Below are 23,997 nucleotides of genomic sequence, written 5' to 3' on the forward strand. Positions count from 1 at the left end.
CCGTCAAGACTTTCGCGAGCCGCCGGCCCGCTCTGGCGTTCGATCAGCCCAGTCGATTCAAAGGCAATTGCATCACCTTGACGACGGGGCTTCGAGATAGGCCAGCAATAACGCGATATCCGCCGGCGTGATTCCGCTGATCCGCTGCGCCTGGTCGAGCGAGACCGGCCGAATGTGACTGAGTTTCTCTTTGGCTTCGTTGCGCATCGCGGTGATCGCGGCGTAATCGAATCCGCCGGGAATTTTCTTTTTCAGCATCCGCTGCTGACGGGCAACTTCGTCGCGTTGCCGACTGACATAGCCTTCGTATTTGATGTCGTAAACGACTTGCTGTGCGGCCTGGTTGCCGATGGTCGCAAGCTGGGGAATGAACTCGCACATTTTCGCCCAATCGACTTCGGGCCGACGAAGATAAACGTCGCCCTTGACGTCTCCCTTGGGCGTGTTGATCCGCACCGACCCGAGCAACTCGATCGCTCGGTCGATGTCGGCAAGTTTGGATGCAAACGTCTGGCGTCGCTGGTCATCGATCAATCCCAACGCATCGGCATCGGGGGTCAATCGGCGATCGGCGTTGTCTTGCCGCAGCAGCAGTCGATATTCCGCCCGGCTGGTAAACATTCGATAGGGTTCGTCGGTGCCGCTGGTGACCAGATCGTCGACCAACACACCGATGTAAGCTTGATCGCGAGTCGGGACCCAAGTGGATTGACCGGCGACTTGCCGCGCCGCATTGAGACCGGCGATCAAACCTTGTCCGGCCGCCTCTTCGTACCCGGTCGTGCCGTTGATTTGGCCGGCGAGATACAACCCCGACACGCGTTTGGATTCCAGGTGCGGCCAGAGCTGCGTGGGCGGACAATAGTCATACTCCACGGCGTAACCGTAACGCATGATGGTTGCCCGTTCCAATCCGGGAATCAGCCGGAACATCCCGTCCTGGACGTCGCGTGGCAGACTGGTCGAGATCCCGTTGACGTAAACCTCTTCGGTGTGATGGCCTTCCGGTTCAAGGAACAACTGGTGGCTGTTTTTATCGGCAAAGCGAACGACCTTGTCTTCGATCGAAGGACAGTAGCGCGGCCCGCGTGTGTTGATTTGTCCGCTGTACATCGGCGCGCGATGAAGATTGGCGCGAATCAGATCGTGCACGGCTTCATTGGTCATCGCGATGTGACAGGGCACCTGATCGATCGACAAGGAATCGTTGAGAAACGAAAACGGTTGGGGCACCTCATCGCCGGGCTGTTCGTCCAAGCTGGCGTAGTCGATCGTGCGGCGGTTCAATCGCGCCGGTGTGCCCGTCTTGAATCGATCGATTTGGAATCCCAATCGATTCAGCGCGCCGCTGATCCCCGTCGTCGTTCCCTCTCCGGCACGGCCGCCGGCGGTCTTGGATTCGCCGGTGTGCATGATCGCTGACAAAAACGTGCCGGTGGTCAACACCACCACCGCGGCGCGATACTCGGCTTGGCCGCGGACGCGGACCCCGACGATCCGCTCGCCCTCGGCGGTGGTTTCGGTCAACAGGTCTTCGACGGTTTCTTGACGCAGATCCAAGTCGCTCTGCAATTCGATCGCGTGCTTGATGTATTGCTGATACGCCTTCTTGTCGGCTTGTGCCCGGGGGCTGTGCATCGCCGGCCCCTTGCGGCAATTGAGCAGTCGAAACTGAATGCCGGTCGCGTCAATCGCATGCCCCATCAACCCGCCGAGCGCATCGACTTCGCGGACGATCTGGCCTTTGGCGACGCCACCGATCGCCGGATTGCAGGACATCTGCCCGACGGTATCCAGATTGGTCGTCAGCAGCGCCGTCCGCGCGCCCAACCGAGCCGCCGCGGCAGCCGCCTCGGTCCCGGCATGGCCTGCCCCGATCACCACGACATCGTATTGATACTGAATCATGAACTCTTACTCATTTGCCTTGGCACCACCGCCGGGGACCTCACCGGCCGCGGAGAAACACTCGATGCAACACTTTTTCCTGCTTCCCCATCAAGAATGGCCCTTCATTTTGCCGAACCGGAAGATGAGGTACACCCGTTTCTTTCGACTCCGGTACATCCGATGGGCGTTTTCCGCCAATTCGTCCGGGCGATCAGTCATCGCCCCCCGTTCATCCCGACGGCACCCCGCCGAAGACCTGCGGTACGCCGACCGGAAGACCATTCCGTCGGACTGTCGATCGCGATGGGGGCCCTGTTCGCCATCTTCGCCGTTCCGGCGTTGGCGGTCGACCCGGACGCCATTGTCCTCACATCTCGGGTTTTTGATATCCCATTTCAGATGGAACGGGACAGCGGAGCGACGACGGTGCGGCTCTACGTCTCCTCCGACCGCGGACAAACCTGGGACAAGGCGGCCGAGCAGCCCCTGCCGATCCAGCAATTCCACTTCGAAGCGACCGCCGATGGGGACTACTGGTTCACCCACGCGACCGATTTGGACACGCCCCCCCGACCGACCGAAAAGCTCTCACCGGAACGCAAGATCTTTATCGACACGACCGGGCCGGCGATCGATCTGCAAGCCGGCGCCGACGTCGGCGGCAACCTTTCGGCCCAGTTGACACTGACCGATCCGCACCAAGTCGCCACGCTCCGCGTGCTGTATGCGACCGACGTCGGACGCCAATGGGTCACGGTCCCCAACGCGTCCATTGATCAGGAAGGCCGGTTCTCGATTCGGCCCGCCGACGATTGGCAACAGATGTCCGTGCATGTCACGGCCACCGACTCGATCGGCAACGCATCGGTCCAGGCGAAAACGTTCCGCCGTCCCCGCGTGGCGGCAACCCAACGGCCACGGATGGCCGCGTCGCCCAACCAGTTGCGGATCCAAACCGTCGCCGGCCCGAGCGATCCGCCCAGCTATCGGCTCGGCCCGACGGCCGACAACCCGACGTCACCGCCGACAACAACGCCGACCCCCGCGACGACATCCCCGCCATCGCCCGCGAGTGGCGCCGCATTGCAGTCGCCGGGTTCGGGTCCGCTGCGATCGACCGGCAACGCGAGCCCCCCCGTCCGCGGCACCGCCCCGGCCACCACACCGGCCACGGGACGTTCGCTGCAGTCTTTCGGTTCGGCGTTCGGCCCCACCACTCGACCGCGGACCAAACCGATCGAACCCGCCCCCGCAGGCACGGCAACGACGCCCGCGCCCCCTTCACCCGCGGCCCGATTGCCCGGCACGCCGTCGCGTCCGATGACGTTGCCCGCGTCGGGGCTGACCGCCAAGCTGACGCCCGAAGGCATCGAGGTGCTGCCGGCACCGCAACCCGAATCCGCACCCGCAGAGCCGCCGCCGGCACCTGCAACGACGCCCGCGGCGACGCCGGAAACGTTGCCGACACCGAAGCCGGAATCCGCCGACGCGCCGACGCTGAACCTGGCCCCGCCGAAATCGCCCGGCGCCCCGATCACCGAGTCGATCCCACGGCCGAAAGCCGATGCGAAAGCCGATGCGGACGGCGAATCCACGCCCCAACGGTCTCGGACACTCGAAGAAGCCTTGCGGCCGATCACCCCGCGATCCCAGACGACGCCGAATCGGCCGTCGCCCGGCCCCGCCGCGGAACCGATTCCGACGCCCGCTCCGAGCAGCACGCCGGAGGATCAACGGCGCGACCGGGCCGAGCGAGCCGAACAACTCAGCCGCGAGCAACAACAACGCTACGATCGAGCCCAACTGGCCCGCACGGTTCCCTTTCGCTGGAGCAACTCCAATCGCTTCAGTTTGGAATACGAACTCGAAGCCGTCGGGGCCTCGGGGACCGAAGCGGTCGAGTTGTACGGCAGTCTTGATGCCGGGCGGACTTGGAAACGATGGGGCGCCGACCCGGATCGGACCAGCCCCTTTGACATCGAAACCAAGGGCGAAGGCGTCTTTGCGTTTCGCATCGTCGTGCTCGGCAACAACGGTTTGGCTAGCCCGCGCCCGTTGCCCGGTGATCAACCCGACATCGCGGTGATCGTGGACCAGACGCTGCCCAAGATCAAAATCACGTCGGCCCGTTACGGCGAAGGCGATCGGACGGGGTCGTTGATCATTCGCTATGAGTGCAGCGATGAAAACCTGATGAACCGCCCGGTCGCGATCGCGTTCAGTGATTCGATCGACGGGCCGTGGACGACCATCGCCGCGGGGCTTCGCAACGACGGGCTGTACGTCTGGCCGGCCGATCCGAAGTTGCCCCATGAAATCTATCTGCGTGTCGACGCCACCGACCAGGCCGGCAACACGGGCAGCTACTTGTTGGACCAACCGATCGCCACCGGCGGGCTCGCCCCGCGGGCCCGAATCCTCGGCTTCCGATCACGCTAGTGCTGCGTTGCGGCTGATTCTTAGGATTGTCCACGGAAAGGGGGTCAGGAACCAAAAACCAAATGGCCCGAAGGGTGCTTCGCATTTTTGGTTCCTGACCCCGTTTCCGATCAAACGCGCCACCCGAAGAGATAAGTTGCAACGCAGCACTAGCGGTTAAACTACGGCTCCCCCCTGCCCTTCCCTGCCCCGGAGCCCGTGATGCGTTACCTGTTGTTGATCCTGGCGTTGCTTCCCGTTGCGGCCCAAGCCGCCCGACCGAACATCATCTTGGTGATGGCCGACGATCAAGGCTGGGGCGAAACCAGTTACAACGATCACCCGCGGCTGCAAACACCGAACTTGGACGCGATGAGCGAGTCCGGGCTGCGGTTCAATCGGTTTTACGCCGGTGCCCCGGTCTGCTCGCCGACCCGCGCCGCCGTGTTGACCGGCCGGTCCTGTTACCGAGTCGGCGTCCCCGAACACGGCTATGCCTTGCGTCACCAAGAAATCACGTTGCCACAGGTGCTCTCCCAAGCGGGTTACCAGACCGCCCACTTCGGCAAATGGCACCTCAACGGATTGCGTGGCCCCGGTGCACCGATCCTGCGCGGCGACAAATTCCATCCCGGCACGTTCGGCTTTGACCATTGGCTGTCGGTGACCAACTTCTTCGATCGCGATCCCTTGCTCAGCCGCGGCGGAGAGTTTGAAGATCACCGGGGCGATTCGTCGGACGTGATCATGGAGCAAGCGCTTCGGCACATCGAACGTCAATCCGCATCCGACCAACCGTTCTTCACGGTCATCTGGTACGGCACGCCCCACTCTCCCTTTAAAGCGTCTGCCGAAGACAACGCACCGTTTTCGGATCTGAACGAAACATCGATGCATCACTACGGTGAACTGGTCGCGCTGGACCGCAGCATCGGCGCGCTGCGTTCCGGGTTGCGCAAGCTGGGCATCGAAAAGCAAACGCTGTTCTGGTACTGCAGCGACAACGGCGGGTTGCCCAAGATCATGCCGACGACGACCGGTGGACTGCGCGGGAACAAAGGCACGATTTTCGAAGGCGGCTTGCGGGTGCCGGGCATCATCGAATGGCCCGGAACCGTTACACCGCGACAAACCGATTATCCGGCCAGCGTGATGGACATGATGCCCACGATCCTGGAACTCGCCGGCCAAGCACATCCGGCCCCGCAGCGTCCCCGCGACGGCATCAGTTTGACGCCTTTGTTTGACGGTCCATCGGATGATCAGCCGGATCGCCCCGAGCCGATTTTCTTTCGCTACAAATCCGCCGCCGCGGTGGTCGACGGAAACTGGAAACTGCTGACCAAAGACTTCAAGAAGGATGCCTTTGAACTGTACGACCTGGCCAGCGATGTGGCGGAATCCACAAACATCGCCGAGCAACATCCCCAGCGTTTCCAATCGCTCCGGCAGCAACTCCGCGACTGGCTCGCGTCGACCGACGCCAGCGAAGCAGGCCGGGATTACCCCGAAGGCCGCGTCGCAGCGGATCATCCCCAACCGATGTTCTGGGTCGACCGCCCCGACTACCAACCCCACCTGGAGCAATGGAAAGACCGCTGGGAATACAAAACCTGGCTCGACCGACGCCGGAGATCGAAGAAGTAGGCAATGGCGGGTGCCGGGCAAGGCAAAACGATGGGGGCAAAACAATAGGAAAGACAATTGGGCAACAACCGAAGTCATCATTCAAGTGTTGTCATTCGCACATCGTGATGGTTTAGATTCGTCCACTGGATACAACGAAGGCTTGTATGACACAGCAGTCTTTTTAACTGCGTCTCCATCTCTGCATCGCCCTCGGTTAGCATTGTGATGGCCATTGCTGTGTCAGTGTCGATTAAAAACACGTCGTGCATGCCAGCTTGGAAGTTCCCGTCAAAGATCGGAACGCGGCTCGATGCACCCTGGAATCCATTGAGCAGAAATAAGGTGGCTTCACGATAGAGAGATGCGGTTAAGAATACGCCCCAATCATTCAAAAGATCTTCCAATACCTCTCGTAATCTAACGCTCGCATCATTGACGCCTCGCCATCGTTTGGTATCGATCGCAAATCGGTGTCGAGCTGCTGAATCAAGATTGGTCGAGATGAAACGCTTTTGGACACGAGGCGTTCGCAAATTCACCAACAATCCATGTTTCATTCCCGAGAGAAGCAAATAGTTGATTGCTTGAGCGTCGTGAGCAGGCGTCAGACAATCAACGGTTTTTGCTTCCACCATCAGCGCGTGGCCCAGAAGCAGATCCATATAGTACGACTTACAGAAGTGTTTGTGTGACACTTTGATTTCGACTTCTCTCCTAGCGGGCACTACGCCTGCAAGTTCACAACGCCGACGAATGATATTTTTGAATGGAGTCTCGTCGATCAGACGACTGAAATCATTGTGAGCGGAGTAGATGATTCCCATGACTCGGTATGCGAATGACTGGAACTCGTCGCGGTCAAGAACCTGAATTTCTGAGTCAACCTTGATGGGCATGACGACACCTCTCGTTGAGAGTTGGAAGGTGGCAAAACGTTGGGGCAAAACAACAACACACAAGAAGTATAGCGACACCCCCTGGGCCATCGTCTTGCCCCCATCGTCTTGCCCCCATCGTCTTGCCCCCATCGTCTTGCCCCCATCGTCTTGCCCCCATCGTCTTGCCCCCATCGTCTTGCCCCCATCGTCTTGCCCCCATCGTCTTGCCCCCATCGTCTTGCCCCTGCTTCGGCGCTGCCTTTGCACTTGCTAGACTACGCGGATGCCCAAAACACATGCGTTTGAATTTCTGACCAGCCATTCTTCTGCCGCTCCGGTCGACTTTGCGGTCGCGGCGGTGTTTGGCGGCGACCACACGTTGGCGTCCTGGACGACGTCGGTCTTGACCGGCGCGGCGGACGTCACCGATGTCGAAGGCACGACGGCACGTTGGGCCGACATCAACGACGAATTGTCGACCGCGTCGTTGTTTGACATGGGCGAAAAGCGATCGGTGGTCATCCGCGATGCCGACAAATTCGTTTCGGCCAATCGCCCCGAAATCGAGCACTACCTGGCCAAGCCCGGATCGGCGGCCCGTCTGGTGTTGCAATTCGAATCCCTGGCGTCGAACACCAAAGTCTACAAGGCGCTCGACAAGTCGCATGTACTGGTCTGCTGCAGCGGCGAAACGGGCCAGAAGACGGGTGCCACGGCGGCGTCACGGCGCAAGTTCTTGACCCAATACATTGCCGCTCGCCACCAAACCAAACTCAGTGGCGGCGCGGCCGATGCCCTGGTCGAAATGCTCGGCGACGACATCGGTTTCTTAGACACCGAGATCGCCAAGCTCGCGCTCTACCTGCCGCCCGGCGAAACGATCGACGAACCACTGGTCCGAGACGTGGTCGCCGGCTGGCAGGGCAAGACGATATGGCAGATCACCGAAGCGATCTCGTCGGGCAACGCTGCCGAAGCGATCAAGCAACTCGACAAATTGATTTCGGGCGGACAACCGGCAATCGCACTGCTGCCCCAAATCGCCTGGTCCTTGCGGCGACTGGGGCTGGCTGCCTCGGCCCACGTGGCCGCCGAACGCGCCGGCAAACGCCAGACGCTGGAAGACTCGTTGGCCCAAGCCGGCATCCATCGTCCCGCCGAAATCTCGCGGGCGATCGCCGACATGAAACGCATGAAACGTGAAAAGGCGGTCCAGTTGTTGGCATGGCTGCTCGATGCCGACCTGAGGCTGAAAGGGACGCACAGCGCCGACGGCCGCGACCGGTTCATGCTGGAGCAATTTGTGATGCGACTGGCCAGCGCAACCTGAGCGGTCCTAGCGCCGGAACCAGCCCTTGCGCTTCACATAACAATCACGCATCAAATCGAAGAACACCGCGTGATTGTTCTTCTCCAGCAGTGAAAGAAACTTGTGAATGCCGCCGGTGTCAATCAGTTTGCGTTCCGCTTCGGTGATCGTCACCAACCAGAACAATTGAACCACTCCACCGATCACCTCCTTCGCCTGGATCGGTTTGGAATCCGATTCGACCACCGGCAACATGTACACACAGTCCTGTTGCTGACTGCCGGACAACGGATCGTGCAGCCCATCGAGCGATTCCGTCGTCCCGATCGAAAGCCCCTTCTTTTTTCGAAACGGAAGCTTGGCCGCGCCGCGTAGAACCTGGATCGCCAATTCGTCCAGATGGGTGACATACAGCAACAGTTCAGCCCGCACGCTCCGTTGGCCGTTCGGCATCGGGATCGGATAGTCACTCATTCCGCTGGTCACCAGCGTCGTGAAATCGCGGGCGGCTTCGGGGAGATGGACCGAGACGTCGACTCGCATCGCAGGGTCATCATCAACGTCATAGCGACTGCGCGGTCCGAACCGTTCTTCATAAGCGAGTCGCCGCAGTTCACTCAATCCCGTCTGGGCCGCAGCGACAACGGCTTGCTGGTCCTCCGTCGCCCGGGCCTCCGTCGCTCGGGTCGGGGCGACGCCCACGTCACCGGCCGTTGCCACGGCTGCGGCGGAAACTTCGTCGTACTCGGCCAGTTCAAAATCAGCAGGCTGTTCCTGGACACGCCCCAGCACATCCTGCCAAGACGCGGGCGGACTGTCCGTCGAACCAGACTCTTCGGCAACAGATTCCGCCGGCGGCTCGGGCGTCGGATCGTGGACCGGCGTCGCAGCCTCCACCGGTTCGGGTGTGGCTTCGGATTCGGGTTCCAGTTCCCAACCGGGCTCTGTCGAAGCATCAGGGGTCACGACGATGTCCAATTCGCGACGGGTCAATTCGTTTTCACGCCGTATCAATTCCGCTTCGCGGCGCGACAAGGACTCTTGGCGATCGGCAAACTCTTGCAACAGTCGCTTCTTTTCCTCCAGAATCGATTCGGCCGACACGTCGGGGACCTCGTCGGACGTCACCACAGGCGGCGGCGTGGCCGAAGCGTCCGGCGCGGCGTCGGCAAGCTGCTGCTGCTCCTCCTGCAGCGACTGTTCCAATTGACGCGCCGCCTGCTCACGGTCGGCCAACGCCTGTTCGCGTTCATCGAGTTCTTCGCGGCGCCGTTGAAGCGCCGCCTGTTCGGCCTCCCGTTGCGTTTCCAACTGCTGCGTCTCGGCGATCCGTGCCGCTTGACGTTCCCGTTGTTGCTCCAGCTCCGCGGCCAGCGCGTCCAACTCCTCGGCTCTGGCATCGAGCTGTTCCTGCTGCCGTTGCAGCTCCGTTTCACGTTGCTGCAACGCTTCCGATCGGGACAGAACCTCCTGCTGCTGTTGGTCGCACTGCGATTCACGCTGGTCGATGTCCTCCGCTCGCTGGTCGATGTCCTCCGCTCGCTGGTCCAGCTCCCGACCGCGTCGCTCCAACTCAATCGCCAGAGCGTCCAACTCATCGCCACGGGCGTCCAGCTCATTGCCACGGGCGTCCAACTTTTCGGACCGATCCTGCAACGCCTGTTCGCGCGCCTGCAGCTCCGCCGCCCGCTGCTTCAGCGTCGCTGCGGCAGCGTTGCCAGTCGTGATCGATGATGGGGTGGCCTGGTTGGCCGCACACACTTGCGTGACGGAATCGGCTGAAAAATTCAATCCCGGGACGGTTGCGGCGGCGACCCACGGACCTTGTCCATTTCCCACGCCAGAATTGGGCACAATGGCTCCGGCGTCCACGTAGCGTTGCAACTGCTGGACCGAGTACGGACCACGTTTTCCATTTTTGGTCTTGATGTACCACTGGTCTGGCGTCACCGGGTCTGGCATCAGCATGGTAGGGGCAACAGAGTGATTTCGGCATCTTGGAAAAGCGAGGATCGCGTGTGAACGCGCCACCCACCATGATCCTAGCACGTCGATCCCGGCCCGGACGATTCATCACCCGATCAGCCGGGTTGTGATGAACAGTCTGTCAATTTCAGTGCTTGATGCAACAGCAACCGCAGCGGTGAAACACCTACATGCGGGTACTGGTCCCCTTCGTCAGAGCCATAAAGGCTGACTCCAAGTCCAACTCTTCCTCCGAGAAACGCTTCAGATCGATGTTGTTTTCGATCAACAGCTTCGGCAGGTCGCTGTACTCTTCGACGTCGGGCTTCAACACGACACGGATCGAGGCATCACCGAGTTCGCAATTCTGGACCTTCTCGTGCTGGGCGAGCAAGTCGATGATCGCATTCAACTGGTCCGGGCGGTTCGGTTGGATCACCAGCACGACGTGTTCACGGACCATCCGAATGACTTCGGTGACTTCGGCATTTTGCTTCAGTTCACCGCGATCGATGATGCCGACCTTATTACAGACGTCGGCCAGCTCGGGCAGAATGTGGCTGCTGACGATGATTGTTTTCCCCATCTCCCCCAACTTGCGCAACAGGTTACGCATCTCGATCCGTGCCCTGGGGTCGAGTCCCGACAGGGGCTCGTCCAACAGCAGGACTTGGGGGTCGTGCAGCAGCGTTCGGGCCAGCCCGAGTCGCTGGGTCTGTCCCCGCGACAAGGTATTGGCAAAGGCATCGCGTTTGAATTCCAGGTCGACGATTTCCAGCATTTCATTGACGCGTTCGCGTCGTTGCTGGCCGTTGATTCGGTACGCCGCGGCGAAGAACTCCAAGTACTCGACCACGGTCATGTCGTCGTAAACGCCGAAGAAGTCGGGCATGTAACCGACCAGCCGGCGGATCTCTTTGGGGGCGGTGTGGACCGAGTGATCGCAGACGTACGCCTCGCCCCAACTCGGTTCGAGCAAGGTGGCGATGATCCGCATCGTCGTGGTCTTGCCCGCCCCGTTGGGTCCGATGAACCCGAACAGATCGCCTGCCTTCAGATCCAGGTCGATGCTGCGAATCGCAAAGGCATCGCCATACTTTTTTGTCAAATCGACTGTCTTGATCACGGGAGTCTTTTCTCGTTCAGTTCTGGCGAATCAGTTCAGGCGAGTCGAACGAACCGGCACGACCACGCGCACCATCGACAGCACCTGACCACCGGGCTGGATGAATCCCGCGGAACCATCCATCGTTTCTTTCACTTCCAATTCGAACAGCGGTTTCTCTGTCCGCCCCATCAACAGACATCGGTCCTCGACCAACAGTTCCGAGAGATCCAGATCGCCGAGCACATGGTGCCCGAGCCCGGTGAAGAGTTCTCCTCCGGCGGCGCGATGGAACAGGATCATTTCGGCGACCCGCTTGGCGTCTGAAAAATCACTCGGCGACCACGGCGTCGTCGCCGTCGTGCTTTGGTCGGCGGACTGTTGTCGCGTCAAACGCCAACGAAAGTTCTTCTGGCGCAATTCACTTAACTCCGCCACACTCGACCCGGCGGGGACACGCGTCGGCAACAGATACACCCAGTTCCCATAGATCAGGACGCCGTCGAGAAGGTCATAGGGCAAGGGGTTGACCAACGCGCCCCGCAACAACTCGCTTCCCGGGCGACGGATCACGGAAACGGCCCTGTCCGTGTCGGCGGCGAAGGAGCACCGCGCGGCAATCGACTTGCTGCTGCGCGGGGCAATTGTCAACCCGTTGAGTTCTGTTTTCACGCCCCGACCGACATCGGAATCGATCGTTGACGGCACCACCGAATACTCGTCAAACACCGTGTTCTCCCCGGCCAGCTGAATGCCGCCGAACGCGCGGCCGGGATACCCCATGGGAAACACAAAGGAGCGAGAAGCGGTCGAACCGGGTTGCCCGAGCGGTTGGGGTTCAAGCAGTTCGAAGGCTTCCCTGGCCCCATATCGCACATCCACTCGGGCCGGATCATGCGAATACAGCGAGCACCACGCGAACCCGCGCCCGGCCCCGTCGACCAGATCGATGTCGGTGACCTGAAATTGATTCGCCCGCAACAGCGCGGACGTCGCCGAAGCCGCGCCTGCCGCGTCTGGATTTGCCGAGCCTGTGCCTGCCGCGTCGGCGACGGTTTGGGGCGCGGCCTGGATGACCAGCAACACCGACAGCGCGATCGCCATCAGCGGAAACGACACCCATCCCAACAGTGGCTTTCCCCAGACGCGATTGATCAACAGGTAATCCAGCGGCCCGATCAAGGCGATCAGCAACATCACGACGACCGAGACGACCGAAAAACTGAAGCGTGGCTTGATCGCAAACTGGTCCAACACGCCTCGCATCTGGCCGGCCAAATCCGAGAACGATGTCGAACCGGTCCGACCGTCGCGTTCTCCGGTCTGTTCCTCGAGCAGGTCGCCGACGACCTGTTTGACCAGATCCAGACGTTCGGGCCACTGGGCAAACCGGGGTGCATCCAAGTCGGCCGTGACGACCGTTGCGTGCCCCAGCCCGATCACGTAATCGGCCCCCAGCACGGCGGAGACGCGTCGCGTCGTGCGGCCGGAGATCAACACGCGTCCCTCGCGTCGCGGCAGCTTGATGCCTTGAAAAACATCCAGCGGCGTCTGGCTGGACGTAAAGGTTTCAAAGGCCGCGGGGTCATAACGTGAAAGCGTGACGTCCTCGACCGGCAACAGCGATGCCAGCCACGGTGCCGCTTGCAGGGTGCGCTCGGTGGCCTCGCCCAGACAGACAAACAAGTGACCGCCGCGCCGCAGCCAGGACACCAACGCATCGGTCTGTTCCCCGACCATCGCCTGCAGCACGGGCACGCCGCTGGCGTTGACCATCACCATGTCGACGCCGTCATAGCCGAGCGATTGAAAGGGCAGACGATCGGCCGAATCGATCCGGGTCACGGCGATGCGAGCGGCCTTGTCCAGCAACACGTTGGACGCGCCGATCTGGTCCACGCCCAGCGGATCGCCGACCGAGACGATCCAAGGCATCCCGGCGGGGATCATCGACGGTCCGCTCGCCGGTCGGCCGGCAGCAGGAAACCGTGTCTGGACGATCACTTCCGTGCCCGCTTCGGTCGTCCGCTCAATCGTCAGCGGGGCCGCCTCGGAGCCCGGCACCACGTAACCCAGCTCGATCGCGTCGGAATCCTCTGTGGCGTTGGGATACATTCCATAACGCACCCGCACGCCGTCTCCGTCGAGCGTCTCCAACGTGAACGGCGAAGGCGTCCCAGCCTCGGTTCGCATCGTGGCACCGATCGCTTCGGCCAGGCGGATCGCGGTCGGCCGGCCGACGCGGTAGTGCCCGTTGATGCCGACGACCACGGCGTCCGCAGTGGTTTCCGCAGTGGTTTCCGCAACCGCCGTCTGCTGCTGTGCCACTCCAACGGTGGTCGACGACAGCAGAAACAGCGAGACGAGCGCGGCGATGACCGCGGACTGGACGTGGTCTGTCATGGCTTCTCTGAATCGGGGCATTCGCACACCAGTTTGCCACACCCCGGACATCCCCCGCCATACTTGGCGACCAAGGCGGCGTTGAGATCGATTTCGGCGACGTTGGCAATCGTGGTCAGCCAAGCGATCACGTCGGCAAACTCTTCGGCCAGATTGGCTCGATCGTCGCCCCGCAAGGCCGACGAAAGCTCGCCGACCTCTTCCATCAGCCACATGAACGTGCCTTCCACCCCCCTGGCCACGTCCTTCTCGTGGTACATCTGACGAATGTGCCGCTGAAGATCCGCAAACGATAATTCAGTAGAATCACTCATGCTGGCAGATTGTAGCGCGTGCGTGGCGCTTTCGCGATCGGGGTGGGCTGAGTTAGATTAGGGTTTAGCCATCCGTACAGCGTTTGCGACCGTTTGGTTCAGTGCCCCCGGGGCGTTTGCTTCCGCCCGTCTGCACGATCGTTTTCGAAAACCTGCCTTTCGCTCTCTCTTTTAACCCCGCAGCGACGTTCGTTGACTGATTCTGAGCACCGCCGGATGGCCGCCCCCGATGATAAAGCCGCGGGAAAACCGCCGGCCGAATTCCACCGCTACCCGTTTTATGCGCCGCGGTTTTGGCACGGGATGCGGCCGCTGACCTGGTGGGGCCTGCTGCGTCAGGGGCGGTTCAAAATCCACCCGAGCCGGCTGCCGAATCTGCTGGGCGTTTCGCTGGCGACGCCCTGGAACACGGTCTTGGCAGGTCTCCAGCAACTGATTTTCCGAAATCGGCTTGCAGCGGCCGAATTGCATGGCCCCCCCGTCTTCATCATCGGACATTGGCGGAGCGGCACCACCTTGTTGCACGAACTGTTGGTGCTGGACGAACGTTACAGCAGCCCGACGACGTTCCAGTGCTTTGCGCCCCATCACTTTCTGGTCACCGAATGGATTTTTCAGAAATTTTTCGGCTGGCTGCTGCCGGGAAAACGCCCCATGGACAACATGGCGGCTGGCTGGGAACGGCCCCAAGAAGACGAATTCGCGTTGATGAACCTGGGGCTGCCGTCTCCCTATCGCCACATCGCGTTTCCCTGTGAAGCCCCCGTGGATTTGAATTACCTGGACTTTCAAGACGTCTCCCCGTCGGCCCTGCGCCATTGGCTGGACACGTTGAGGCGTTTTTTGCTGGGGGTCAGCACCGTGACCGGACGCCCCTTGGTCATCAAAAGCCCCACCCACACCGGCCGCATCGCCGCACTGGCCAAGGAGTTTCCCGACGCCAGGTTCATCCACGTCACCCGCGACCCACGCGCCCTGTTCCCCTCGACCTGCCGGTTGTGGGCCGGGCTGGCCGAAGCCCAGGGGATGCAAGTGGCCCGGCGCCCCGACGACGACGCGTCAACGGGCCCACCGAACGACGGTGACGCCCCGCCGCTGTCGGCCGACAAACAATACGTGGTCGATTGCCTGCGGCGAATGTACGACGCCTTCCTCCGCGATCGCCCGACCATCGACTCCAACCGCATCGTGGATATCCGCTACGAAGACCTGGTGGCCGACCCGGTCGCGATGCTGGAAACGATCTATCGCTCGCTCAAACTTAGCGATTTCGATTCGGTCCGCCCGGTGATCGAATCCTGGGCCGCCAGCGAACACCGTTCCTATCAAACCAACCGGCACCAATTGTCCCCCCAAGACGAAGCGACCATTCGCTCCGCTTGGAAACACTACTTTGAAACCTATGGCTACTGATCACATGAACTCGCGTCTGAACGAATCGCGTTGCCATTCCACTGCATGCCGCATCGCTGGGCGTGGCCTATGCCGGCGGCAGACAACGTCCGCCCTCGCCTGCGCTGTGATGATCGTCCTGTCGACGTCACTGATCGGTTGTGCCCGCAAGGATTCCGAAACACCCACTGCGGAACCGCCCACCGCCGCCGCCCCGGTGACCAGCGAACAGACCCCCGCTTCGACGGCATCCGCGCCCGCTTCACCTGAACCGCAAACCTACTCGGCCAGCGCCGACGACCTGCTGGCCGCCAGACTGCCGGACGAAGAATCGGCCGCGGGCTGGGTCCGTCTGTTCGACGGGCACACGCTGTTCGGCTGGGAAATCACCGGCAACGCAAACTTTCGCATCGAAGACGGCGCGATCGTGGTCGACCAGGGCGACCAATGCTTGATGTGCACCTCGACCAGCTGGGGCGACTTTGAATTGACGTTCGAATTCAAAGCCGATCAAGAAACCAACAGTGGCGTGTTTGTTCGCACACCGCTGAAACCGGAAAACGTGACCTCGGATTGCTACGAAATCAACATCGCCCCGGACGACAACCCGTTCCCGACCGGCAGCATCGTCCAGCGGCAAAAGGTCGACGGCGAAGCGGCGGGACCGCAAACGCCGACGCAGTGGCGAACCATGTCCGTCATCGCCGATGGCAAGGATGTCACCGTGTCCCTGGATGGCAACGTCGTCTGCCGCTACACCGATCCGGTCGATTTGGCAGCACGCCGCATCGGGCTGCAACACAACTCCGGACGCGTCGAATTCAAGGACATCAAAATCCGTCCGCTGGGCATGCAACCGATGCTCGATGCGGAATTGTCCCAATGGAAAAAATATCCGGAGATGGAAGGGACCTTCACGATCAACGACGACGGCGACCTGCATGTGCTCGGCGGCAAGACACAACTGGAAACCCGACAAAGCTACGGCGACTTCTTCATGCTCGCCGAGTACAAGATCGATGACCCCGAAATGAACTCAGGGATCTTCTTCCGCTGTATCCCCGGCGATGAAATGATGGGCTATGAATGCCAGGTCAACAACGGATTCAAAGACGGCAACCGATTGACGCCCTTGGATTGTGGCACGGGTGGAATCTTTCGCCGCCAAGACGCCCGCGTGATCGCCGGAGAAAACGGGCAGTGGTCGACGGTGCTGCTGCACGCCAGCGGCAACAGAATCGCCGCCTGGGTCGGCGGGGTGCAAGTCAGCGACTGGGAAGACACCCGCGAAGCACACGAAAACCCTCGCAAGGGCAAACGGACGTCCGCGGGAACGATCATGATCCAAGGACACGATCCCAACACCGACGTGCTGTTCCGCAACTTGCAAATCGCTGAACTGGAATAGACAAGGGGAGGGGGAGACAAGGAGACAAGGAGACAAGGAGACAAGGAGACAAGGAGACAAGGAGACAAGGAGACAAGGAGAGTGGGTCGCGCGATCGAGTGGAATAAGAACTGCGGGGTTGCTGCTGCCACCCCATCATTCTGCCACCCCATCATTCTGCCACCCCATCATTCTGCCACCCCATCATTCTGCCACCCCATCATTCTGCCTTCTTATCGTTTTGCCCCCATCGTTTTGCCCCCATCGTTTTGCCCCCATCGTTTTGCCCCCATCGTTTTGCCCCCATCGTCTTGCCCCCATCGTCTTGCCCCCATCGTCTTGCCCCCATCGTCTTGCCCCCATCGTCCGACGTCACTTCGCCACCGAGATCGCCCGTAGCGGTTTCGGCAGCGGAAACTCAACGGATTCCTCCCGCACGGTCGCCGTTTCCACGCTGGCATCGAATTCACGTTGCAACCACTCGATCATCTCTTGCACGACGGACTCCGGCGCACTGGCTCCGGCGGTGATCAGCACCGTGTCGGAATCACGAAAATCGTCCCGTTTCAAATCGCCCGGTCCGTCGACTAAGAACGCGCGTTTCCCGCGGTCGGCGGCCAGTTCACGCAAGCGGGCGCTGTTGCTGCTGTTCTGGCTGCCGAGTACGACGACGACGTCGGCATCATCGGACAGTATTTTGACTGCATCTTGTCGGTTTTGGGTGGCGTAACAGATATCGCCTTTGGGTGGGCTTTGGATCATCGGGAACCGCTCGCGCAGCTTGGTGATGATCCGGTTGGCGTCATCCACGCTGAGCGTGGTTTGCGTCAGCAGGGCCAGCTTTGATTCGTCGGCGACCTCCAACTCCTGCACATCCTGTTCGTCTTCGACCAACACAATCGCCTCGGGGGCTTCCCCCATCGTGCCGATCACTTCATCGTGGCCTTGGTGCCCGATCAAGACGATCGTGTAGCCGCGTTTGGCGTACTTGATCGCTTCCAAGTGAACCTTGGTGACCAGCGGACAGGTCGCGTCCAGAGCGGTCAGATTGCGAGCGGCGGCGGCGGCGCGGATTTCCGGCGACACCCCGTGTGCGGAAAACATCAGCACGCTCCCTTCGGGCACCTCCTCCACCGAATCGACAAACACGGCTCCTTTTTGCTTAAACGTGTCGACCACGTACTGATTGTGTACGATCTCGTGGTACACGTAGACCGGAGCGCCAAAATGTTGGAGCGTCAAATCCAACGAGTCGACAGCCATGTTGACCCCCGCACAAAATCCCCGGGGGGCGGCCAGCACAATTTTCATCGAATCAATCCTGAATGTCGTCCGGAACCACGCCGCCGATCGAGTTAAAAAAAAGCCAGCGGTATTGCCGTCAGCTCGCCACGTCCCACTACGAAAACTTCCTCGTCGCTTCTATTCTACTGCCGCGGCGAATGCGACAACCGTTTTACAACATTTACGCGTTTTGTCGTACCGCCGACGACATCGCCGACGAATCGGCCGACGCACGCACCGCCCTGGATGGCCTGGACCGTTTGCAAACCCAGATCGACCGGCTGTTTGCCCTCCAGACGACGGCAGATCACCAGCCCCAGGCGGACAGCCCGACCCCGACAGCGGGACTGTTCCCCGCCTTGGCCGACACCGTCGCGACCTTTCGTCTGGACAAACAGCCCTTTGATGACCTGTTGTCGGCGTTTCGGCAAGACCAACGGATCAAACAGTACGAAACGACGCCGCAATTGATCGATTACTGTTCGCGATCGGCCAATCCGGTGGGGCGTCTGGTGTTGCAATTGGCCGATTCGCTCGACCCGACGACGGCCGCCTTGTCGGACCAGATTTGCACGGGGCTGCAATTGGCCAATTTTTGGCAAGACGTTTCGCGAGACCACGCGATCGGCCGGGTTTACCTGCCCGCAGACGTTCGCGAGCGGTTCGGCGTCAGCGTGTCGATGCTCGCCGAACCGTCCACGCCCCCTGCCCTGCGTGAATCACTCGCGTTTCTGTGCGACCAAGCCGAAAATCATTTCCGTCGCGGATTGCCATTGGCCGATCATGTCCCCGCCTGGCTCCGCGGCGACATCAAACTGTTCGCCCATGGCGGCTTGGCGACGCTCGATGCGATCCGAGCAATCGACTTCGATGTCCTGCGTGTCCGGCCCAAGGTTGGGAAAATCAAACAAGGGTTGCTCGTCGCCCGCGCGACCCTCGGCAAACTGTAATCATGCGATCCGCCCCCATCACGACCGACAGCTACCGACGGGTGCGACGCATTTCGCGCCGCAGCGGCAGCAACTTTTATCGCTCGTTTTGGCTGTTGCCGCGCGAAAAACGCAATGCGATGTGCGCGCTCTACGCCTTCGCCCGGATCACCGACGACATCGGCGATTGCAACGAACCGGCGGCACTGCGGACCCGCTGGCTGGATTGGTGGCGGCAAACCACGGCACTGAACCTGATCAGCGACACCCCGGTGGACCATGTGCCGCTGTCCCCGGGATTGGCCGACGACACCTCGGATTGGCCGATCGATCTGTTCCGTCGCGCCAAAGAGATCATGCCGGCGTTGCGCGACACGACGCGACGTTTTCAGATCCCCACTCGCTATCTGTTGGAAATCATCGACGGCGTCCTGGCCGACCAACAAAAAACACGCTTCGACACTTACGAACAACTGGAACATTATTGTTACCTGGTCGCGTCGGCCGTCGGGTTGGCCTGTCTGCACATCTGGGAATTCGACGCCCCGTTGCCGATGCGTGCGGCCGTCGACTGCGGACTGGCGTTTCAACTGACCAACATCCTCCGCGACATTTCCGAAGACGCACAGCGGGGCCGAATCTACTTGCCCCGCCAGCACTTTGCCCAACACGGATTGTGCGAAGATGATCTGCTGGAACCGCGCCCGGACGATCGCTTGGTCTGTCTGGTCGAAGACGAAATCCGTCGCGCCAAGGCACTCTATGTCAGCGGTTGGCAGGTCTGGGATTCACTCGGCCCCGATGGCCGCCCGATGTTTTCGATGATGTGGCGGACCTACCGGCGACTGCTCGATCGCATCGCAGAAAACCCCCGCGCGGTCGCGACCCGGCGCGTCGAACTGAGCACCGGTGAAAAGATCGGCCTCGTTTCCCAACATTTCCTCAAACCGATCTTTCATCGTCTGCCCGTGCCACCGATCGAAGTCACCGAGGCCGGCGCGTGACCCGCCATCGCGTCGTGATCGTCGGCGGCGGGCTGGCCGGAATGGCCGCCGCCGAAGCGCTCTCACGTGTCCCCCCCCAACGCCGACATCCCGCGTTCGAAATCACACTGTTGGAATCCAAGCGGATCGCCGGCGGCCGCGCCGGATCGTACGTCGATCCCGAAACGGGCACGGAAGTCGATTATTGCCAGCACGCGGCGATGGGTTGCTGCACCAACTTGATCGAGATGCTCGATCGCTGTGGTTTGCAACACCACTTCCGCCGCGACCGATCGCTGACGTTCTTGCACCCCGAGCATCCGCCGAGCCGCTTCGCGCCGAACCGTTGGTTGCCGCCGCCGCTGCACCTGCTCGGTACCGTTTTGGCGCAGCGTTACCTTTCCGCCCGCCAGAAATGCGAACTCCTTTCCGGGCTGTGGCGGCTGATGCGGACGCCGCCGCGTGCGTTGGGTGATTGTCGTGCCCGCGAGTGGCTGGCCCGGGCTGATCAAAGCGACGACACCGTGCGAAATTTCTGGGACGTGATCCTGGTCAGCGCCCTGGGAGAATCGACCGGCCACGTCTCGATGGCCGCCGCCCGCAAGGTGCTGATCGACGGATTCGCGATCGCCCGCGGTGCCAGTGATGTGCTGATCCCCACCGTCCCGCTGGCCGACCTGTTTGGACGTCTGCTCTCGGGTGTCTTGGCCGGGCGAGGCGTGGAGATTCGAACCGGGCACCCCGTTCAACAGATCACCCCCGAAGCTCGCGTGATCACCCCGGCGGGAGACCTGGAGGCAGACGCCGTGATCGGTGCCGTCCCCTGGCACCAGATCGACAAACTGTTCGACCGCTGGCCTGACGCACAGCGAAGTCGGTTGCCGAACCTGGACGCGATTTCGAAAATCCCGTCCTCTCCCATCACGGGGCTGCACCTCTGGTTTGATTCACCCATCACGGCGTTGGATCATGCGGTGATGGTGGGCACCACCGCACAGTGGCTGTTCCGTGACCCGTTTGCATCGCGTCACGAGCCAGCCGCGGGAACACCGGCCGCGGGAACATCCGGTGCGGCGAAGCAACATTATTATCAGGTGGTGATCAGCGCCTCCAAAGAAACCATCTCGGGTTCCAAACAGGCACTTGTCGACACCGTGTTGGCCGAACTGCGACACGCCTTTCCGGCGGCCCGCAGTGCAACGCTGCTGCGGCACCGTCTGGTCACCGACCCCAAGAGCGTGTTTTCATTGCGTCCGGAAGTCGATGCGCTGCGTCCGGCGGCAACCACGCAACTGCCCTGGCTTCACCTGGCGGGGGATTGGACACAGACGGGCTGGCCGGCCACGATGGAAGGCGCCGTGATCAGCGGTCGGTTGGCGGCAGAGGCGGTCGCCGAGCAGCTTGGAAGCGATTCCGGTTGGGATTTCGCCCCGCCAAACCGCTTGCTTTGCCCCGGCTTGCCCCCCGGACGCCTGGCCCGCTGGTTGATCCGTCGGGACTGAATGTTTGCCACGGTCCTACGATGTGACGCAGGACCGTCTTTTCTCCGACCGAGACCGGAACTCTTGGACACCGCACTTCCCGAACACATTGCCGAGCGTCTTCGTTGGATGGCGTCGCCCGATGGTGGGGCGTACGAACCGGGGCAATTTGTGCTGTACTGGATGCACAACGCGCTCCGTGCTCACGAGAACCCGGCGCTCGATGCCGCGATTTGTCTGGCACGCCAAAACGGACTGCCACTGCTAGTTTATCACGGGCTCAGCGAAGAGTACCCGTATGCGTCGGATCGACTGCACGCGTTCATGTTGCAGGGGCATCGTGATGTGCAACGCGAATTGGCCGACCGGGGCATCGTGGCCGTGTTTCATTTGCAGCGTCAAGGACAACGTGGACCGTACCTGCGGAACCTGACGCGTGCGGCCGCCTGTCTGATCACCGAAGAAATGCCGGTGCAACCACTCGTCGGCTGGATGGAACGCTTGGTCGCGACCTGCAAGACACCGGTCGCCACCGTCGATTGCTCCTGTGTCGCTCCGGTCACCTTGTTCGATCAAGCGTTCACGTCCGCCGCTGAATTTCGCCGCCACGCCAAACCGCTCTACGACGAGCGCGTCGCCGCGAGCTATCCGGAACAAAAGGTCGATGTCCCGATGTGTGACGTCGAAGGGCTTGCCCCGTCGCTGGGTCTGCAACCGATCTCGTTGCAAGACGCGGACCTGGCGTCCTTGATCGGCCAGTGCCGGATCGATCATTCGATCGCGCCGGTCGCCGAAACACCCGGCGGAACCCGCGCCGGCTATGCGCGTTGGAATGCGTTCAAAGCACACGGCCTGGCAACGTATCAGCACGCTCGCCACGACCCGCTGCGGACCGAAGGTGCCAGCCGAATGAGCGCGTACCTGCACTACGGCATGGTCAGCCCGTTCCGAATCGCTCGGGAAGCTTCACAGCAGAACGCGGAAAAGTTTCTTGACGAGTTGCTGACCTGGCGTGAGATGGCGTTCCACTATTGCTTTCACAACCGCGAGACCATTGACAGCTTGGATGCTGTGCCGGATTGGGCCCAGGAATCGCTGTGCCGGCACGCGGGGGATCCGCGCGAAGCCGATTGCAGTTGGGAAACACTGGCGCGGGCGAACACGGGGCGTCCGCTTTGGGACGCGGCCCAGCGGAGCCTGCTCAAACATGGCGAACTGCACAACAACGTCCGGATGACGTGGGGAAAAGCGTTCCTGCCCTGGCTGGAATCTCCCTCCCGCGCCCTACAGTTGACGATGGACTTGAACCACCGCTACTCGCTGGACGGACGCAACCCCGCTTCCTACGGCGGCGTGCTGTGGTGTTACGGTCAATTCGATCGCCCCTTCACGCCCGAGCAACCGGTGATCGGCAAACTCCGTCCACGCGGCGTCGATGACCACGCAAATCAAATTGATCTGCAACGTTTTCGCCGACATGTCGATCGCCCCATCGCCGCAACGCTTCCCCGCGTAGCGGTCATCGGTGCCGGCATCGGCGGACTGACGGCCGCGCGGACACTGGCCGACCACGGTATCGATGTCACGGTATTCGATAAATCACGTGGCGTCGGCGGACGGACCGCCACCCGCCGCACGCCGCACCAAGACGGACCAGGCGAGCTACAGTTCGATCACGGCGCCCAGTACTTCACGGCCCGCGACGCGCGGTTCTGTCGACCGGTCAACAGCTGGATTCACGACGGATTGGTCGAACCCTGGACGGGCCGAATCGTGCACCTAGATGGCCGGGGACAGATCCTCGGCGAAAAGAACGACACGCCCCGCTACCTCGGCATACCGGGCATGAACGCCGTTGCCAAACATCTTGCCAAAGGATTGACGTTGCGGTTGGGGAAAACGATTTCGCGTTTGACCGAGTCAGCAGGGCAATGGCAGATCGAAACGACGGAAGGTGAAAAACACGGACCGTTCGACGTGGTGTTGTGCAACTGTCCGCCGACTCAAACGCTCGCGTTGATCGGCGGCCATACCGAACTGGCCGAGATGGTGCGTTCGGTCCACATGCGTCCGTGTTGGGCGCTGATGATCACCGACCCGTCGCTGTCGGATGTCCCCTATGACGGTGCCTTTGTCGACAACAGCCCGATCGCGTGGATCGCAAGGAACGACAAGAAGCCCGGCCGAACCGCACCCGCCTCGTGGGTCATCCATGCGTCGGCGGACTGGTCGGAGGCCCATGTCGATGATGACCCTGCTTGTGTCCTGCAAACCTTGCAACAAGCCTTCGAGTCGCTGTTGGGCGAAACGATCACGCAGCCGCTTTACGCGACCGCGCACCGCTGGCGATACGCCGTGCCCGAAAAACCGCTCGATCAGGAATGCTTGTTTGACGCCACGACCGGAATCGGTGCCTGCGGTGATTGGTGCGGCGGCAGCCGAGTCGAGGCGGCTTATCTCAGCGGCATCGCCCTGGCCGGCACGCTGCTCCGCCGCTACACGATCGACCGACCGGCGTACCAAAGCGATCACGCGAAACAACAAAGCTTGTTCGCGTAGGTCACGCTGTGCGTGACTGAAGGGCATGCACAGCAAGCCCTACCAGAGACGAATGGCAGGCACAGCATGCC

General features: G+C 61.4%; 16 protein-coding genes. 9 read left to right on the forward strand and 7 right to left on the reverse strand.

What is annotated here, in order from left to right; genetic code table 11:
• Positions 1–72 precede the first annotated feature (72 nt).
• Complete coding sequence (gene mnmG, locus Enr13x_RS32455; protein WP_145391043.1) at positions 73–1,908, reverse strand: tRNA uridine-5-carboxymethylaminomethyl(34) synthesis enzyme MnmG; 1,836 nt, start codon at positions 1,906–1,908, stop codon at positions 73–75.
• A 96-nt stretch (positions 1,909–2,004) separates the two neighbouring features.
• Between mnmG and Enr13x_RS32460 the strand changes: the two genes are divergently transcribed.
• Positions 2,005–4,329: a hypothetical protein gene (locus tag Enr13x_RS32460; RefSeq protein WP_197455516.1), complete on the forward strand. Its 2,325-nt coding sequence runs from the start codon at positions 2,005–2,007 to the stop codon at positions 4,327–4,329.
• Between the two features lie 201 nt (positions 4,330–4,530).
• Positions 4,531–5,955 (forward strand): sulfatase family protein, encoded by a 1,425-nt coding sequence (locus Enr13x_RS32465; RefSeq protein WP_145391045.1) that lies wholly within the window; start codon positions 4,531–4,533, stop codon positions 5,953–5,955.
• Between the two features lie 77 nt (positions 5,956–6,032).
• Here the strand turns inward: Enr13x_RS32465 and Enr13x_RS32470 are convergent, their stop codons facing one another.
• Positions 6,033–6,833 (reverse strand): GxxExxY protein, encoded by an 801-nt coding sequence (locus Enr13x_RS32470; protein ID WP_197455517.1) that lies wholly within the window; start codon positions 6,831–6,833, stop codon positions 6,033–6,035.
• Positions 6,834–7,098: 265 nt separating this feature from the next.
• On the opposite strand from Enr13x_RS32470, the gene holA reads away from it, so the two are divergent.
• A complete protein-coding gene (gene holA, locus Enr13x_RS32475; RefSeq protein WP_145391047.1) occupies positions 7,099–8,145 on the forward strand; it encodes a DNA polymerase III subunit delta in 1,047 nt (348 codons plus the stop codon).
• Positions 8,146–8,151: 6 nt separating this feature from the next.
• Here the strand turns inward: holA and Enr13x_RS32480 are convergent, their stop codons facing one another.
• The 4 genes from Enr13x_RS32480 to Enr13x_RS32495 form a co-directional block, all read right to left on the reverse strand.
• Positions 8,152–10,092 carry a suppressor of fused domain protein gene (locus Enr13x_RS32480; protein WP_145391048.1) on the reverse strand — a complete coding sequence of 647 codons (1,941 nt, stop codon included), beginning with the start codon at positions 10,090–10,092 and terminating at the stop codon, positions 8,152–8,154.
• 184 nt (positions 10,093–10,276) lie between these two features.
• Entirely contained in the window at positions 10,277–11,215 is a 939-nt protein-coding gene (locus tag Enr13x_RS32485; protein ID WP_145391049.1) for an ABC transporter ATP-binding protein, read from the reverse strand.
• Between the two features lie 30 nt (positions 11,216–11,245).
• The gene (locus Enr13x_RS32490; RefSeq protein WP_145391050.1) at positions 11,246–13,597 is read right to left on the reverse strand and encodes a hypothetical protein; all 2,352 of its coding nucleotides are present in this window, start codon (positions 13,595–13,597) and stop codon (positions 11,246–11,248) included.
• A complete protein-coding gene (locus Enr13x_RS32495; protein WP_095737597.1) occupies positions 13,594–13,911 on the reverse strand; it encodes a MazG nucleotide pyrophosphohydrolase domain-containing protein in 318 nt (105 codons plus the stop codon). The genes Enr13x_RS32490 and Enr13x_RS32495 overlap by 4 nt, the downstream gene beginning before the upstream one ends.
• A 192-nt stretch (positions 13,912–14,103) precedes the next feature.
• On the opposite strand from Enr13x_RS32495, the gene Enr13x_RS32500 reads away from it, so the two are divergent.
• Together Enr13x_RS32500 and Enr13x_RS32505 are read left to right on the forward strand one after the other, a co-directional pair.
• Positions 14,104–15,324 (forward strand): sulfotransferase family protein, encoded by a 1,221-nt coding sequence (locus Enr13x_RS32500; RefSeq protein WP_231743910.1) that lies wholly within the window; start codon positions 14,104–14,106, stop codon positions 15,322–15,324.
• Positions 15,325–15,433: 109 nt separating this feature from the next.
• Positions 15,434–16,711, forward strand: a complete 1,278-nt coding sequence (locus Enr13x_RS32505; protein WP_145391051.1) for a 3-keto-disaccharide hydrolase — start codon at positions 15,434–15,436, stop codon at positions 16,709–16,711.
• A gap of 351 nt (positions 16,712–17,062) precedes the next feature.
• On the opposite strand, the gene ispH is transcribed toward Enr13x_RS32505, so the two are convergent.
• Entirely contained in the window at positions 17,063–18,001 is a 939-nt protein-coding gene (gene ispH, locus Enr13x_RS32510; RefSeq protein WP_145391052.1) for a 4-hydroxy-3-methylbut-2-enyl diphosphate reductase, read from the reverse strand.
• A gap of 14 nt (positions 18,002–18,015) precedes the next feature.
• Here ispH and hpnC point away from each other — a divergent pair, with 14 nt between their 5' ends.
• From hpnC to Enr13x_RS32530, 4 genes are all read left to right on the forward strand, one after another.
• A complete protein-coding gene (hpnC, locus tag Enr13x_RS32515; RefSeq protein ID WP_145391053.1) occupies positions 18,016–18,924 on the forward strand; it encodes a squalene synthase HpnC in 909 nt (302 codons plus the stop codon).
• 2 nt (positions 18,925–18,926) lie between these two features.
• Positions 18,927–19,907 (forward strand): phytoene/squalene synthase family protein, encoded by a 981-nt coding sequence (locus Enr13x_RS32520; RefSeq protein ID WP_145391054.1) that lies wholly within the window; start codon positions 18,927–18,929, stop codon positions 19,905–19,907.
• Positions 19,904–21,388, forward strand: a complete 1,485-nt coding sequence (gene hpnE, locus Enr13x_RS32525; protein WP_231743911.1) for a hydroxysqualene dehydroxylase HpnE — start codon at positions 19,904–19,906, stop codon at positions 21,386–21,388. Before Enr13x_RS32520 ends, hpnE begins: the two co-directional genes overlap by 4 nt.
• A gap of 63 nt (positions 21,389–21,451) precedes the next feature.
• Positions 21,452–23,926 carry an FAD-dependent oxidoreductase gene (locus Enr13x_RS32530; RefSeq protein ID WP_145391055.1) on the forward strand — a complete coding sequence of 825 codons (2,475 nt, stop codon included), beginning with the start codon at positions 21,452–21,454 and terminating at the stop codon, positions 23,924–23,926.
• Positions 23,927–23,997 lie beyond the last annotated feature (71 nt).

The sequence above is a fragment of the Stieleria neptunia genome (assembly GCF_007754155.1).
Classification (GTDB): Bacteria; Planctomycetota; Planctomycetia; order Pirellulales; family Pirellulaceae; genus Stieleria; species Stieleria neptunia.